Origin of the sequence: Rhizobium aureum (assembly GCF_030182495.1) — a bacterium.
In the GTDB taxonomy this organism is placed as follows: Bacteria; Pseudomonadota; Alphaproteobacteria; order Rhizobiales; family Rhizobiaceae; genus Rhizobium; species Rhizobium tropici_C.
In genome coordinates this window covers 489,300-502,210 of the sequence record NZ_JAQJCI010000002.1, presented here as the reverse complement: position 1 = coordinate 502,210, position 12,911 = coordinate 489,300, and the positions used below count along the sequence as shown (strand labels likewise).

Here is a 12,911-nt window from a genome sequence, read left to right as displayed (position 1 = left end):
ACTCCTTAGGCGAGGCCGATGGCGGTGATCGCCATATCGATGGCCTTGATGCCGATGAAGGGGACGATGATGCCGCCGAGGCCATAGATCAGCAGGTTGCGGCTGAGCAGCGCGCCGGCGCCGATCGGCCGGTAGCGGACCCCCTTCAGCGATAGCGGGATCAGTCCGACGATGATGAGCGCATTGAAGATGATGGCCGAAAGAATGGCGCTTTGCGGCGTTGCCAGCCCCATGACATTCAGCATTTTCAGCTGCGGATAGAAGGCGATGAACATGGCCGGAATGATGGCGAAATACTTGGCGATGTCGTTGGCGATGGAGAAGGTGGTCAACGCACCGCGCGTCATCAGCAGTTGCTTGCCGATCTCGACGATCTCGATCAGCTTCGTCGGGTCGCTGTCGAGATCGACCATGTTGCCGGCTTCGCGGGCGGCGACCGTACCGGTATTCATGGCGACGCCGACATCGGCCTGGGCGAGCGCTGGCGCATCGTTCGTGCCGTCGCCGCACATGGCGACCAGCTTGCCCTGTGCCTGCTCCTGACGCATCAGCGCCAGCTTCATTTCGGGCGTTGCCTGGGCGAGAAAGTCGTCGACGCCGGCTTCGGCGGCAATGGCGGCGGCCGTCAGCGGATTGTCGCCCGTGATCATCACGGTGCGGATACCCATGCGGCGCAGTTCCGCAAAACGCTCACGGATGCCGCCCTTGACGATATCCTTAAGATGGATGACGCCGAGAAGACGACCGTCTCGCGCCACGGCAAGCGGCGTGCCGCCGGCCTTGGCGATCTCGTCGGCGATCACCTGCAGCTCGCGCAACGTTTCACTCGTCGTGCGCGACATCACGGCCGTGCCTTCCGTCGTGTCATTGGCCGCACCTTCGACATAGGCGACCACGGCATCGACAGCGCCCTTGCGGATCGAGGAGCCATCGAGATCGACGCCACTCATGCGGGTCTGGGCCGTGAAGGGAACGAAGGTCGCCTTCAGGCTCGTCATGTCGCGGCCACGGATCGCATATTTCTCTTTGGCAAGCACGACGATCGAGCGGCCCTCGGGCGTCTCGTCGGCAAGGGAGGCAAGCTGCGCGGCATCGGCAAGGTCCTGCTCGCTGATCCCCCGGACCGGGCGGAAGGCGGTCGCCTGGCGGTTGCCGAGCGTGATCGTACCAGTCTTGTCGAGAAGCAGCGTGTCGACGTCCCCGGCGGCTTCGACGGCGCGGCCGGACATAGCGAGCACGTTGAAGCGCACCAGACGGTCCATGCCGGCAATGCCGATCGCCGAAAGCAAAGCGCCGATGGTGGTCGGGATCAGCGTGACGAAGAGCGCAACAAGCACGACAGTCTGGATCGAGCCGCCGGCATAAGCGGCGAAGCTCGGGATGGTGACGGTCGCGAGCACGAAGATCAGCGTCATACCGGCCAACAGGATGTTGAGCGCGATTTCGTTCGGCGTCTTCTGCCGTTCTGCACCTTCGACCAGCGCGATCATGCGATCGATGAAGGTCGAACCAGCGGCAGCGGTGATCCGCACACGTATCTCGTCCGACAGGACCTGCGTGCCGCCAGTCACAGCAGAGCGGTCGCCGCCCGATTCACGGATGACAGGCGCAGATTCGCCGGTGATCGCGGCTTCGTTGACGGAAGCGACGCCTTCGATGACCTCACCATCCGAGGGGATGATATCGCCGGCTTCGACCAGGACGACATCGCCGACCTTAAGGCTGGTGCCGGGCACCATCTTGTAATCGGTGCGGCTGTTGCCGACGAGCAGCTTCGCCTGCGTTTCGGTGCGCGACTTGCGCAGCGAATCCGCCTGCGCCTTGCCGCGACCTTCCGCTACCGCTTCGGCAAAATTGGCAAACAGCACCGTGAACCACAGCCAGATATTGATCTGCAGCGAGAAGGCGAGATTGCCGCCGCCGGTCACGAGATCGCGCAGGAAGAGGACGGTCGTCAGCATCGAAACGACGGCGACCACGAACATGACGGGGTTCTTGGCAAGCGTGCGCGGGTTCAGTTTCTTGAACGAAGCGCCGATCGCCGGAACGAGGATGCGAGAATCCAGAATACTCGCTGATTTTAACTGGCTCATAAGAGGCTCCAGCGTGAAGAGGAAAACGTCAGATCGGAACGCCGCCGATCAGCCGATCAAAAATCCGAAGACGACAATGCCGAGGAACAGTGCGGCCATTGCCAGCAAGATGGCATCGGACGCGCAGGTCGTTCCGGCCGGGCCACGCCCCCTGTCGAAGGGGCGTGGATCGATGACTTTTCTAAGCTTGCCCAGAAGCGGTTGGCTCATGGCCGTCATTCCTTAGAAGGTCTGGCCTACGATCATCGACAGATGTTCGACGATCGGTCCGAGTGCCAGCGCCGGGAAGAAGGTCAGACCGCCGACGATCAGGATCGTGCCGACCAGGAGGCCGACGAAGAGCGGGCCATCCGTCGGGAAGGTACCGGCCGAGGCAGGAACCGTCTTCTTGCTGATCAGAGAACCGGCAATCGCAAGGGCCGGAACGATGACCAGGAAGCGGCCGATCAGCATGACGATACCGAGCGTGATGTTGTACCAGGAGGTATTGCCGGTCAGACCGCCGAAGGCCGAGCCGTTGTTTGCCGCGGCCGAGCTGTAGGCATAGAGGATTTCCGAGAAGCCGTGCGGACCGGCATTCGCGATCGAGGCAACGGCGGAGGGCAATACAACGGAGATCGCCGTGAAGATCAGCATGCCGAAGGGCAGGCAAAGCACGGCAAGCATTGCCATCTTCACGTCCTTGGCCTCGATCTTCTTGCCGAGATATTCCGGCGTGCGCCCAACCATCAGACCCGCAACGAAGATGGCGATGACGACGAACATCAGGATGCCATAGAAACCGGCGCCGACGCCGCCGACGATGACTTCGCCAAGCTGCAGGTTGATGAGCGGGATCAGGCCGCCGATCGCGGTGAAGCTGTCGAGCATGCCGTTGACCGCGCCGCAGGATGCGGCCGTGGTGATGACGGCGAAGAGCGAAGAGGCGGCAATGCCGAAGCGGACTTCCTTGCCTTCCATATTGCCGCCCTGGATACCGAGCGCATGAACAAGCGGATTGCCTGCCGCTTCAGCCCAATAGGTGACGATCACGCCGGCGATGAACAGCGTGCCCATCGCAGCCAGGATCGCCCAGCCCTGGCGCTGACTGCCGACCATGCGGCCGAAGACGTTGGTCAGCGCTGCGCCGATGGCGAAGATCGCCAGCATCTGCAGGAGGTTGGAGATGGCATCGGGGTTTTCGAACGGATGCGCCGAGTTGGCATTGAAGAAGCCGCCGCCATTCGTGCCGAGCATCTTGATGGCAAGCTGCGAGGCGACGGGACCGACGGCGATCGTCTGCCGCGCGCCTTCGAGCGTCGTAGCATCGACATAGGGACCGAGCGTCTGCGGCACGCCGAGATAGACGAAAACAATCGTCAGCACGATGCAGATCGGCAAGAGGACGTAGAGCGTCGCGCGGACCATATCGACCCAGAAGTTGCCGATCGCCTTACCCGAAGCACGTGCGAAAGCACGGATCAGCGCAATGGCGATCGCAATGCCGGTTGCTGCAGACACGAAGTTCTGCACCGTCAGGCCGGCCATCTGCACGAGGTAGGACATCGTGCTTTCGCCGCCGTAGTTCTGCCAATTGGTATTGGTGACGAAGCTCGTTGCCGTGTTGAAGGACAGTTCCGGGCCGACTGCGGTCATGCCGGCCGGATTATACGGCAGACTGCCTTGCAGTCGCTGCAGCGCGTAAAGAACGAGGAAGCCCGCGAGGCTGAACAGCAGCATGGAAACCGAGTAGGTCGTCCAGTGCTGCTCTTCGCGCTCATCCGTGCCGGCCAAACGATAAAGCCCCCGTTCCACAGGACGGAGGACGAAGGAGAGGAAGGTGCGCTCGCCGGTAAAGACACGCGTCATGTAACCGCCGAGCGGTTTGACGAGCAGGAGAAGGATCCCAATATAAAGGAGGATCTGAAGCCATCCGTTGAAGGTCATGGAGGTAACTTTCCCTATCCAGCGCTGTCAGAAGCGCTCGGGGCGAATAAGAGCATAGACCAGGTAGACGGTGAGAAAGATCGTCACGCCGCCACCGAGAATGTAATCGAGAAGCATTGCCGTCTCTCCGACTATAGGCTGTCGCAAGCCTTGGTATAGGCGACGCAAAGGAGGAAGAATAAAACGCCGATCCCGACAAGAATAATGTCCATCATCGATCGCGAGTCCTTGATTGTTATTGTTGATGACAGAAAATAGTAGGGAGCGCCTTGCATGAAGGCGCCTCTTTTCATTCTGCCTGGGGGAAGAGCACTTCAGGTGTATCTTCGCCATACAATATGCGACCGAACCGCATTAAGGTTCGAGACGGGCCGACAGGGGAAGATATAAAAATCTTATAAATGCCCATGGGATTGCCGAGACGAGCGGAGATGTTTCCATTCCGCACCTGGACCGCAAACCTGAGACGGTCGAAAAGGAGTGTGGCGAGATATGAATGCTGAGCGCCGCATCACGCTTGATGCCGTTTCCCGCCAGTGATTTAGTCCACGGCATACGGATCGAGTTTTGATAACTTGTCCTACGACTATTCGACCGCCAGACAAAGAAATGCGAGCCCGTGACCACCAGCATCAGACATATCGCCAAGCTCGCAGGAACATCGGTCTCGTCAGTCTCGCGCGTGCTGAATAATAGCGGCTATGCCTCTCCGGAGCTGCGGGAGCGTGTGGAGGCCGCCATCCGCACGCTCAACTATACGCCGAGCAAGGGAGCACGCATGCTGCGCGGCGCACCGAGCCGGATGATCGGGCTGATGCTGCCATCGATCGACGTGCCTTTCTTCGGCATTCTGGCCCATGCCATCGAGCAGGAACTGTTCCGACGCGGTTATCAGACCCTGATCTGCAGCACGGCCGAAAATATGGATCACGAGGCGCGCTACATCTCCATGCTCCTATCCCAGCGCGTCGACGGCGTCATCGTCGCGAGCGCCTTCGGGAGCACCGAACATTTCGAAGCGCTGCGCGACGCGCAGATCCCGATCGTCGCCATAGACCGTGAACTGACTGGAATTGCCGGCGATGCCGTCATGGCCGATCATGAGGAGGGCGGGCGCCTGATGGCCCGCCATCTGATCAGCCTCGGCCATCGCGTAATCGGCATTGTTGGCGCCCCTGCCCATAGCCAGCCGGTCCAGCTTCGCCTTCGCGGCATCGGGGCGGAAATGGCCGAGATTGGCATAGCACCGGCGGTGGTGGCCATGGCCGAGGAACAAAGCTTCGCGGCGACCTATCCGCTCGCAAGGAAATTGGTGGCCTCCAGGCCCGAAGTAACAGCCGTCATCGGCACAACAGATATTTCGGCGATCGCCGCAATCCATGCCGTTCAGGATCACGGCTTTTCCGTACCACGCGACTATTCCGTCATCGGCTTCGACGATCTGCCGGAGGCCGCCTATGTCTTTCCACGCCTGACGACCGTCGCGCAGCCGATCCGCGGTGTTGGCGAGCAGGCAGTCCGGCGATTGGAGGCCCTGATCGAAGAGCAAGAGGCAGACGGCGAATCGCGAGAAGACGCGATCGTCAAAATACCTGTCAGATTGATCACGCGCGACTCCACCGGCCCTGTCCGCAAATGAATGCGCACCGCCGTCAATCGGCTTTTACGGTCGGACAATGACCTTGATCTCACCGGCCAATGGTGCGCTGCCGACCACGCTCGCCACCTCTTCAAGACCTATGGTCTTCGTGACAAGCGAATCCAGTTCCAGAATACCGCTCGCCACCATGGCGGCCGCGCGGGAATGGGTGAAGGGATTGAGATAGGCCGGCCTGATCTCGACCTCGTTGACGAGCAGATCGAACGGCAGAACGGGCACTTCGAGACCCGCCGGCGTTACCCCGAAGAGGACGAAGACTCCGCCGCGCCGCGCCATCCGTACGCCGGTCTGCAGCGTTTCGGGAACGCCGGCGCATTCTATGACGACATCCACGCCACCGCCGGTCGCATCCCGGACGGCGGCAACGGCATCGGTCGCCGTCGGATCGAGGGCCAGCGTCGCCCCCAGCCGCAGCGCCGCCTCGCGCCGCGACAGCTGTCTCGTGATCAGGATGATCCGGTCCGCGCCGGCCAGGCGGGCCAGCTGCACCATGAGCAGGCCGATCACGCCGCCGCCCAATATAGCGACGCTATCGCCCCGGCGGATCTTCGCCTTGTCGATGGCATGAATGCAGCAGGCAAGCGGCTCGCAAAAAGCGCCGTGGACGGGATTGAGATCGGGAGGCAGGGTGAACGCCTGGCCGCAGGGAACCGCGACATAGTCTGCAAAGCCGCCATCCCGCGTCACCCCGATGGCCTTCAGATTGGCACAGAGATTCGGCCGCCCGTGCCGGCAGGCGTGGCAAGTACCGCAGGCAATGTTCGGGTCCACCGTCACGAGCTCACCGCCCATGAAGGATGAAACACCCTCGCCCACTTCCTCGACGAGACCACAGAATTCATGGCCCAACGCGACAGGCATGGAAGTCGGATATTCGCCCTTGTACATATGCCGGTCGGATCCGCAGACGCCGGCGGCCAGCACCCGGACGATGATGTCTCCAGGTCCGGCGCTCGGCTTTTCCACATTGCGCATGGCCATGGATCCGATCGCTTCCAAACGGACTGCCCTCATTCTCCTCCTCCGAGCATAAGGTTCAATTTCCTGATCCTATCGCGCCGCTCCCGTCGGCACCATAGCATCCAATGATACGCGTTACCGCTTCGCAACCGACACGTCATACGCAGGCATGCTGCATCGCCGTCACATCCTCCAGAAGCGTTGCCATGTCGGGGATGCCGTCGGTCGCGGTCGCGCCTCCCAGGCAACGGGCAGCGGCGGCATGGGCGGCGGCGCAGATGCGCTCGACGGGCCAATCTTCATGCAGGCCGTAAAGTACGGCGGCGCAGAAGGCATCGCCGGCGCCGACCGTACTGACGATTTCAGCCGGATCGACCGGCCGCGATCTGCAAACAATAGGCGAGTGCCCAGGCGCAAACCAGAAGCAGATTTCCGGAGCATGAATGATCGCACCCCTGGCGACGCCTGCCGCCAGCAGCCGCTCGCCGGCCGTCAGAAGTGCGGCTTCGATCAACTCTCCCTTCCCGTCGCGTACGGTTACGCCGGTTGCCCGCCCCGCCTCGATTTCATTGATGACAAGGAAATCGCAATATGGCAGCGCCGCGCCAACCTTGACCGCAAACTCCGGATCTTCGCTGGAGACGAAATCGACGCAGGTGGTCAGGCCCGCATTGCGCGCGGCCTCCAAAAGGCGCGATGCCCCGGATCGGCCGTCCGCATCGAGCGTGTCGAGACCGGGCAGCAGCATGAGATAGCCGAGATAGAACAAGCGATAGCCGGCATCCGCAAAGACGCCGGCTGAGACGAGCGCATCCGTCACCGCGTCGTTGGCGCCGCCATGATAGAAGAAGGTGCGGTTCTGCCCCGGCACGTTCATGACATGCGTGTGCGCCGTCGCGTGGTCCGGAAGCTGCCGCAGACCGCTCGCATCGATGCCGGCGCTCTGAAGCCGTGTCTTGACGATCTCTCCGTCGATATCCGCGCCGATACAGCCGGCGGCGGCGAGCTTTCCGGGAAAGCCGAGCGAGGCCAGGTCGGTGACGACATTGGCAGCCCCTCCCCCGACCCCCACATCCTGATGCAGGATATGGGCGAGATCACCCTGCTCGGGCAAATAGGACAGCGTGTGCACGCGGTCGACGATGAAGTTTCCCGCGCAAACGATACCTCCCTTGTCTTTCTTTTCGCCGCCTTGAACCTCCTCCCCGGTCCGCATCAGCCACCTGCCTCATTCCATAGGGGTCTGAGCGGCGGCTCGTCCTCCTCGATCGCGGCGAAGCGCCCGATCGGTTCCAGAAAGTAATTATCGGTATTGTCGTCGTTGACTTGACTGACCTCGCCGACGAACACAGGCCCGCCGCCCTTGCGGCCGTAGAACCGATGATAGAGCCCAGTTCGAATCGTGACACTTTGGCCGGGCGAGAGAACCAGCGGCTCCCATACGGCAAGCTTCCTCGGCAAGCCGTCAACCGGAACGGTGACATCATCCTGCAGCACATTGCCTTCCGCGTCGGTCGCGGCGAATTCGATGACGAGATCACCGCCGGCCCTGTTGATGATGTCTTCCATCTTGGCTTGATGACGATGCGTCGGTGTCATCTGCCCTTCCTCGACGAAAAGCAGCTTCTCGGCATAGGTCCGCTCGCCTTCGACACCGACGATACCGTTGCGCAGGCAGAAGAGCACGAGGCCGCATTCGGCAAAACGGCCGGAGCCGAAATCGGTGACGTCCCACCCCAATTGATGGGCACGCAAATAGCGCGCCGCCTCCTGATTGGTGGCGAAATCCGCCGCAGTCCAATAACCCCATTCCGGCAGCGACCAGCGCCAATGGTCTAGGGTTTTGCTTGCGCGCCGCAGCGCTTCGTTGATTTCGGAGCGCTTCATCGGGCGGCCGCTCCTTCGTAATCGACGGGTACGACGATATTCTCACGGCCGGATTTCAGCGCCGCCGTCAGCACTGCGTGATGCGCCTGCGCTTCTTCGGGCGTCGCACAGGCAAAGCCATTGGCGTTTCCGCCTGCCAATTCGTCGACGAAAGCGGCCCACATTTGCTGGATGGCATCGGCGAAGCCGAACTCGAAGATCTTGCCTGTTATCGCCGGGAAAAGCGAACCGTATCCCAAATCTTCGGTGCTCCATGCCTGCGCGCCACCGGTATAGTCCATCCACTGCCATTGCCGCGGCGACTTGGTGGTGAAGAACGCGCTCTTCTTCATACCGAGGATCCGAATATACCAGTTATTGGCTTCGCCCGGCGCGATGCGCCACGTCTTCAGCACCATCGGAAAATCCTGGCCACCTGCACTGACGCGTGTGCTGATCGTTGCATTGTCCCAGGTCGTGCACGGCACCATGCCGCCCTTGCCGTCCGGGCGCTCGGTGATCTTCTTGACCAGCTGCGCATGGAGGGTTTGCGGGCGCCAGCCGAGCCGCAGGGGCACATGCAGCACATGCATGCCAAGATCACCCATGCAGCCATAGTCGCCATTAATATCGGCCATGCGCTTCCAATTGATCGGCTTTTGCCTGTCGATGTCGGAAGAATGCAGGAAACCGGCCTCGACTTCGAGGATATCGCCCATCTCGCCGCTTTCAGCGAGCGCAATGACCTTCTGCGCTCCAGGGAAGAAGGGCATTTCCGACGAGCAACGAACCAGAAGCTTCGGATTCTCGGCAAGCACCGCCATGATCTCGCGGTTCTGTGCCGCATCCATGCCGAACGGTTTTTCGCCGAGCAGATGCTTGCCGGCCTTCAGGATATCGACGTAAAACTGTTGATGAAGCACATGCGGCACGGCGCAATAGACCGCGTCGACATCCGGATTGGCGAGCAGTTCCTTATAGTCGTTGGTGAATTGCCGGACCGACGGCACATTGTCCTTGAACCAGTCCAGCAGTGCCGCATTGGTATCGCAGACGGCAACGATTTCCGGCCGTGCCCTGGTGTCGGCAAGATGCAGCCAGCGTGCCGCAGCGCTTGCGAATTCACGCCCCATCAGGCCGCAGCCGATGACGCCGAAGCGAAATACCTTCTTCATGTTTCCTCCTCCCAGGATGCGTCAGACGAGATGCCGCGAGGCGTCTTCGACGGAAGCCTCCTCGTGGACGATCGCCATCAGGGCGCGCGTCATGCCAGCGGGGTTACTGTGCTGGATGACGTTGCGGCCATAGACGATGCCGCGGGCGCCCTGCTCCATCAACTGTTTCGTGCGGGAAAGAATTTCCTGATCCGAGACGCGGCCGCCGCCTCGCACCAGTACGGGCAAGCCCTGAGCGATCTCGATAACGCGGTGATATTCCTGCACGTCGTCACAGGGGTCCGCCTTGATGATGTCGGCGCCGAGTTCGGCAGCCTGGCGTACCAGCGGCAGGATCTTGTCGATCGCGCCATCGACCATATAGGCGCCCTTGGAATTGTCCTGCATGACCAGCGGCTCGACCATCAGCGGCATGCCGTAAATCTCACATTCGCGCTTCAGGCTGTTCACGTTGCGCACGCAGGCGCGATAAACCTCCGGCTGGTCAGGCAGCATCAGAAGATTGACGACGACGCAGGCTGCATCCAATACCAATGCCTGCTCGACACCCCGGTCGATCATCTCGGAAAACAGCGCCGAGGGCAGCGGATTGCCGTAGATGTTGGCGATATCGGTCCGCAGCACCAGAGCCGGCCGATGTTTGCCGGGAATTGCCTGGAGGATCGGCGCAGTGCCCGGCGGAAGCTGGATGGCATCGGGCGCGGCATCGGCAATGACCTTGATCGCTGTCCGCATATCCTCGATGCCGGAAAGAAAGGTCCGTTCATTGAACATGCCATGATCGATGGCAACATCGAAGCAATTTCCGGACACGCCGAAGAGGCGGTTGAGCCGCGCCGATTTCATCTGTTTCCTCCCGATGTGGTAACGTTTCCACACATGCACATTAGAGGACGGATTTGGCGAGTCAAGGCGGATGCCGATCGTCCTCGACATCTGCTCGACCTCTCCAGGGTCAAACGGGGAGCACAGTCAGTTTTCGGATAAGGCTGGCCGCCCCCGATCCTCGTGGGGCGGCCCTTTGCGGAAGCTGCGTAGGATTAGTGCTGTTCCGTTCCCTGGATTGCTGAAAGCGTCCAGTCCGAACCCGGCTTGCGCACGAAGGTCCACAGTTCGGTCGTTTCCGAAGGATTGCGATCGTCGCCATCAACGAGCTTTCCCGTCGTGCGATCGACCAGAGCATCGATGCTCGAATAGCGCATCGCAAGCGTTGCATATTCGGCGTTATCCTCGCGCCAGGCCTCGGCAATATCGCCCTGCAGCAGGCGGACATCGGAAACGCTGTTGCGCACGCCATTCGTCGCGTTTTCCCCAAGCTCTTCGGCCAGGTAGGACATCGCCTCCGGCGTGGTCAGCCGGCGCAGCGTGGCGTAGTCTTCCTTGCCATAGGCCGACTGGATTTCGGTCAGGAGATGCTCGAAGCGATCGAGATCGGCCTGGTGCAACCCGATCTCGTCATTGGCTTGACGTGCTTTCTGCGCAGCCGCCGCTCCGCCACCGAGAGACGGGATGGAGAAGGAGGGACGCTGCGAGGCGCTCGCATTGTTCATCGGATTCACATTGTAGGGCGTGCCTGATCCCGGTGCTGCATATTGCGTGCGCTGGCGGTTTGCGAAGAACCGCATGGCAAAGCTGATGAGCAGCACGATCAAGCCGATCTGCAGCAGCATACCGAGGAAGCCGATTCCGCCACCGAAACCATGGCCGAGCAGCATGCCGAGAAGGCCACCGGCGATCAGTCCGCCGATCATCGACCCACCGAAGCCGCCGAAAAGGCCTGGACGCTGTGGCGCGCCAAGCGGCGGCTGGCTCGTCGTCTGCTGCGGCGGCCGCTGCGTCATCGTCCGGTCAATGGGTGCTGCCTGCGTGGGCGCTGTCCTCGTAATGGCCGGCGTATCGAAGGTACGCATCCCGCGGCTTCCGAATCCGCTGGATCCAGCCCGACGCGCATCGGCGGCGTCAAAGGTCGCTACGGACGAAGCGGCGGCAAGGACGACGATAGCTGCGATCTTGGCAAAACGCGGTACTGCACTGAACATTGGCTCTCCTGTCATAGGGCAGAAAGACGAATTTGCCCTCTATATGGGGATGCCGGCTCATGATTGTAAGGTGCGATTTTAAGTTGGTGCAGCTTGAAAAGCTCAATCCTGAGCATGCCGATCGCGCGAGCATGCGGATGACAGGCCGCAGCCTCCGGAGACGATGCTAGTCTTCATCCGCACCTTCGGTCAGACCGTCATAAACTTCCATCAGCGCATTGGTGATCGCCTGCCCGAGCGCATTGCCGGCGGCGCGGACATCATCGTCCGTGCCGTCACGCGCGGCTCTTGCCAGCTCAAAGCCCTCATCGCTGATGATCTGCTTTGCGACCTCGATCGCCCAAAGCCCGAAATCGCCACGATTGTCTATCTTGATCTCGTGTTCCATTGCCTGTCCCATTCCTTCATCGTGAGCAAGCCTCTATAGGCCCTCCCTGCGAAAGACCAGCCTCGATTACGCCGCCACAGGCCGGATCCGCATGGCGAAAAGGCGCGCTGGAGCCGCCGATTCCGGACTTTTCAGCAGATTCGCAGGCGCCCCCGGATGCCGCCGACCGCTCACCTGCTGGCTGCTGGCCTGTTCTTCAACTGGAAAATCACCCGCGGAAAGCGTCCGAAATGGCTTCAATACGTCGGAAATTGTGGAAATGCAGGCATTCTCGGCCTTTCCGGGCAGGACCCCACGTGACAATAGGCACCGGCAATGGAAATGATTCCGGCGTCATCAATGCGGGGGAAGCCTCATGACCACTACCAATGAAATCGCAGATAAGATTGCCGCAGAGCATAAGCTCACCAAAGTCCAGAGCAAGGCAATCGTAGAAGCCGTCTTTGCAGCCATCACCGGAGCCGCCACCTCCGGCGCCGAAACCTCGATTCCGGGCTTCGGCAAATTCAAGGTCAAGGACACTCCGGAGCGCGAAGCGCGCAACCCGGGAACGGGCGCAACCATCAAGGTTGCCGCATCGAAGAAGCTTGCCTTCACGCCCGCCAAGGCGCTGAAGGATGCGCTCAACAAGTAATCCCGATCCCGGATCGTTAAGATCCGATGATTCAATGGCCGGCTCTATCGTTGGGGCCGGCTGTTTGCTTTTTCAAGCGAAGGCGAACGCCGCTGCGTGATCGGTTCCGGATGATTACATCGCAAGACCAGCTAACGCGTCCCGAAATAGGTCGGTACACGGTTCGCCGC

At 61.1% G+C, this 12,911-nt stretch carries 13 protein-coding genes; 2 read left to right on the top strand and 11 right to left on the bottom strand.

The window, feature by feature from the left end:
* Positions 1 to 5 precede the first annotated feature (5 nt).
* The 4 genes from kdpB to kdpF are packed head-to-tail and all read right to left on the bottom strand — an operon-like array spanning position 6 to position 4,136.
* Entirely contained in the window at positions 6 to 2,093 is a 2,088-nt protein-coding gene (kdpB, locus tag PH552_RS08170; RefSeq protein WP_112344821.1) for a potassium-transporting ATPase subunit KdpB, read from the bottom strand.
* A gap of 48 nt (positions 2,094 to 2,141) precedes the next feature.
* The gene (locus PH552_RS08165; protein ID WP_162737013.1) at positions 2,142 to 2,303 is read right to left on the bottom strand and encodes a hypothetical protein; all 162 of its coding nucleotides are present in this window, start codon (positions 2,301 to 2,303) and stop codon (positions 2,142 to 2,144) included.
* Between the two features lie 12 nt (positions 2,304 to 2,315).
* Positions 2,316 to 4,019 carry a potassium-transporting ATPase subunit KdpA gene (gene kdpA, locus PH552_RS08160; RefSeq protein ID WP_112344820.1) on the bottom strand — a complete coding sequence of 568 codons (1,704 nt, stop codon included), beginning with the start codon at positions 4,017 to 4,019 and terminating at the stop codon, positions 2,316 to 2,318.
* Positions 4,020 to 4,046: 27 nt separating this feature from the next.
* Positions 4,047 to 4,136, bottom strand: a complete 90-nt coding sequence (gene kdpF, locus PH552_RS08155; protein ID WP_041678183.1) for a K(+)-transporting ATPase subunit F — start codon at positions 4,134 to 4,136, stop codon at positions 4,047 to 4,049.
* 502 nt (positions 4,137 to 4,638) lie between these two features.
* Between kdpF and PH552_RS08150 the strand changes: the two genes are divergently transcribed.
* Entirely contained in the window at positions 4,639 to 5,658 is a 1,020-nt protein-coding gene (locus PH552_RS08150; RefSeq protein ID WP_112344819.1) for a LacI family DNA-binding transcriptional regulator, read from the top strand.
* Between the two features lie 24 nt (positions 5,659 to 5,682).
* Here the strand turns inward: PH552_RS08150 and PH552_RS08145 are convergent, their stop codons facing one another.
* The 7 genes from PH552_RS08145 to PH552_RS08115 form a co-directional block, all read right to left on the bottom strand.
* Entirely contained in the window at positions 5,683 to 6,693 is a 1,011-nt protein-coding gene (locus PH552_RS08145) for a zinc-dependent alcohol dehydrogenase family protein (protein WP_112344818.1), read from the bottom strand.
* Between the two features lie 103 nt (positions 6,694 to 6,796).
* Positions 6,797 to 7,855 carry a carbohydrate kinase family protein gene (locus PH552_RS08140; RefSeq protein ID WP_285165814.1) on the bottom strand — a complete coding sequence of 353 codons (1,059 nt, stop codon included), beginning with the start codon at positions 7,853 to 7,855 and terminating at the stop codon, positions 6,797 to 6,799.
* Positions 7,855 to 8,526: a D-lyxose/D-mannose family sugar isomerase gene (locus tag PH552_RS08135; protein ID WP_112344816.1), complete on the bottom strand. Its 672-nt coding sequence runs from the start codon at positions 8,524 to 8,526 to the stop codon at positions 7,855 to 7,857. The genes PH552_RS08140 and PH552_RS08135 overlap by 1 nt, the downstream gene beginning before the upstream one ends.
* Positions 8,523 to 9,680 carry a Gfo/Idh/MocA family protein gene (locus PH552_RS08130; protein ID WP_112344815.1) on the bottom strand — a complete coding sequence of 386 codons (1,158 nt, stop codon included), beginning with the start codon at positions 9,678 to 9,680 and terminating at the stop codon, positions 8,523 to 8,525. Before PH552_RS08130 ends, PH552_RS08135 begins: the two co-directional genes overlap by 4 nt.
* Positions 9,681 to 9,701: 21 nt before the next feature.
* A complete protein-coding gene (locus PH552_RS08125; protein WP_112344814.1) occupies positions 9,702 to 10,526 on the bottom strand; it encodes a class I fructose-bisphosphate aldolase in 825 nt (274 codons plus the stop codon).
* Positions 10,527 to 10,720: 194 nt separating this feature from the next.
* Complete coding sequence (locus tag PH552_RS08120; RefSeq protein WP_112344813.1) at positions 10,721 to 11,719, bottom strand: Tim44 domain-containing protein; 999 nt, start codon at positions 11,717 to 11,719, stop codon at positions 10,721 to 10,723.
* Positions 11,720 to 11,885: 166 nt separating this feature from the next.
* Positions 11,886 to 12,107, bottom strand: a complete 222-nt coding sequence (locus PH552_RS08115) for a hypothetical protein (RefSeq protein ID WP_112344812.1) — start codon at positions 12,105 to 12,107, stop codon at positions 11,886 to 11,888.
* 355 nt (positions 12,108 to 12,462) lie between these two features.
* On the opposite strand from PH552_RS08115, the gene PH552_RS08110 reads away from it, so the two are divergent.
* On the top strand, positions 12,463 to 12,741 hold the full coding sequence (locus PH552_RS08110) for an HU family DNA-binding protein (RefSeq protein WP_112344811.1): 279 nt from the start codon (positions 12,463 to 12,465) through the stop codon (positions 12,739 to 12,741).
* The last annotated feature ends 170 nt before the right edge of the window (positions 12,742 to 12,911 follow it).

Excerpts from the sequence above, each read along its gene's own strand:
- kdpB (WP_112344821.1), bottom strand. The coding sequence starts at position 2,093 with ATGAGCCAGTTAAAATCAGCGAGTATTCTGGATTCTCGCATCCTCGTT.
- PH552_RS08165 (WP_162737013.1), bottom strand. The coding sequence starts at position 2,303 with ATGAGCCAACCGCTTCTGGGCAAGCTTAGAAAAGTCATCGATCCACGC.
- kdpA (WP_112344820.1), bottom strand. The coding sequence starts at position 4,019 with ATGACCTTCAACGGATGGCTTCAGATCCTCCTTTATATTGGGATCCTT.
- kdpF (WP_041678183.1), bottom strand. The coding sequence starts at position 4,136 with ATGCTTCTCGATTACATTCTCGGTGGCGGCGTGACGATCTTTCTCACC.
- PH552_RS08145 (WP_112344818.1), bottom strand. The coding sequence starts at position 6,693 with ATGAGGGCAGTCCGTTTGGAAGCGATCGGATCCATGGCCATGCGCAAT.
- PH552_RS08140 (WP_285165814.1), bottom strand. The coding sequence starts at position 7,855 with ATGCGGACCGGGGAGGAGGTTCAAGGCGGCGAAAAGAAAGACAAGGGA.
- PH552_RS08135 (WP_112344816.1), bottom strand. The coding sequence starts at position 8,526 with ATGAAGCGCTCCGAAATCAACGAAGCGCTGCGGCGCGCAAGCAAAACC.
- PH552_RS08130 (WP_112344815.1), bottom strand. The coding sequence starts at position 9,680 with ATGAAGAAGGTATTTCGCTTCGGCGTCATCGGCTGCGGCCTGATGGGG.
- PH552_RS08125 (WP_112344814.1), bottom strand. The coding sequence starts at position 10,526 with ATGAAATCGGCGCGGCTCAACCGCCTCTTCGGCGTGTCCGGAAATTGC.
- PH552_RS08120 (WP_112344813.1), bottom strand. The coding sequence starts at position 11,719 with ATGTTCAGTGCAGTACCGCGTTTTGCCAAGATCGCAGCTATCGTCGTC.
- PH552_RS08115 (WP_112344812.1), bottom strand. The coding sequence starts at position 12,107 with ATGGAACACGAGATCAAGATAGACAATCGTGGCGATTTCGGGCTTTGG.
- PH552_RS08110 (WP_112344811.1), top strand. The coding sequence starts at position 12,463 with ATGACCACTACCAATGAAATCGCAGATAAGATTGCCGCAGAGCATAAG.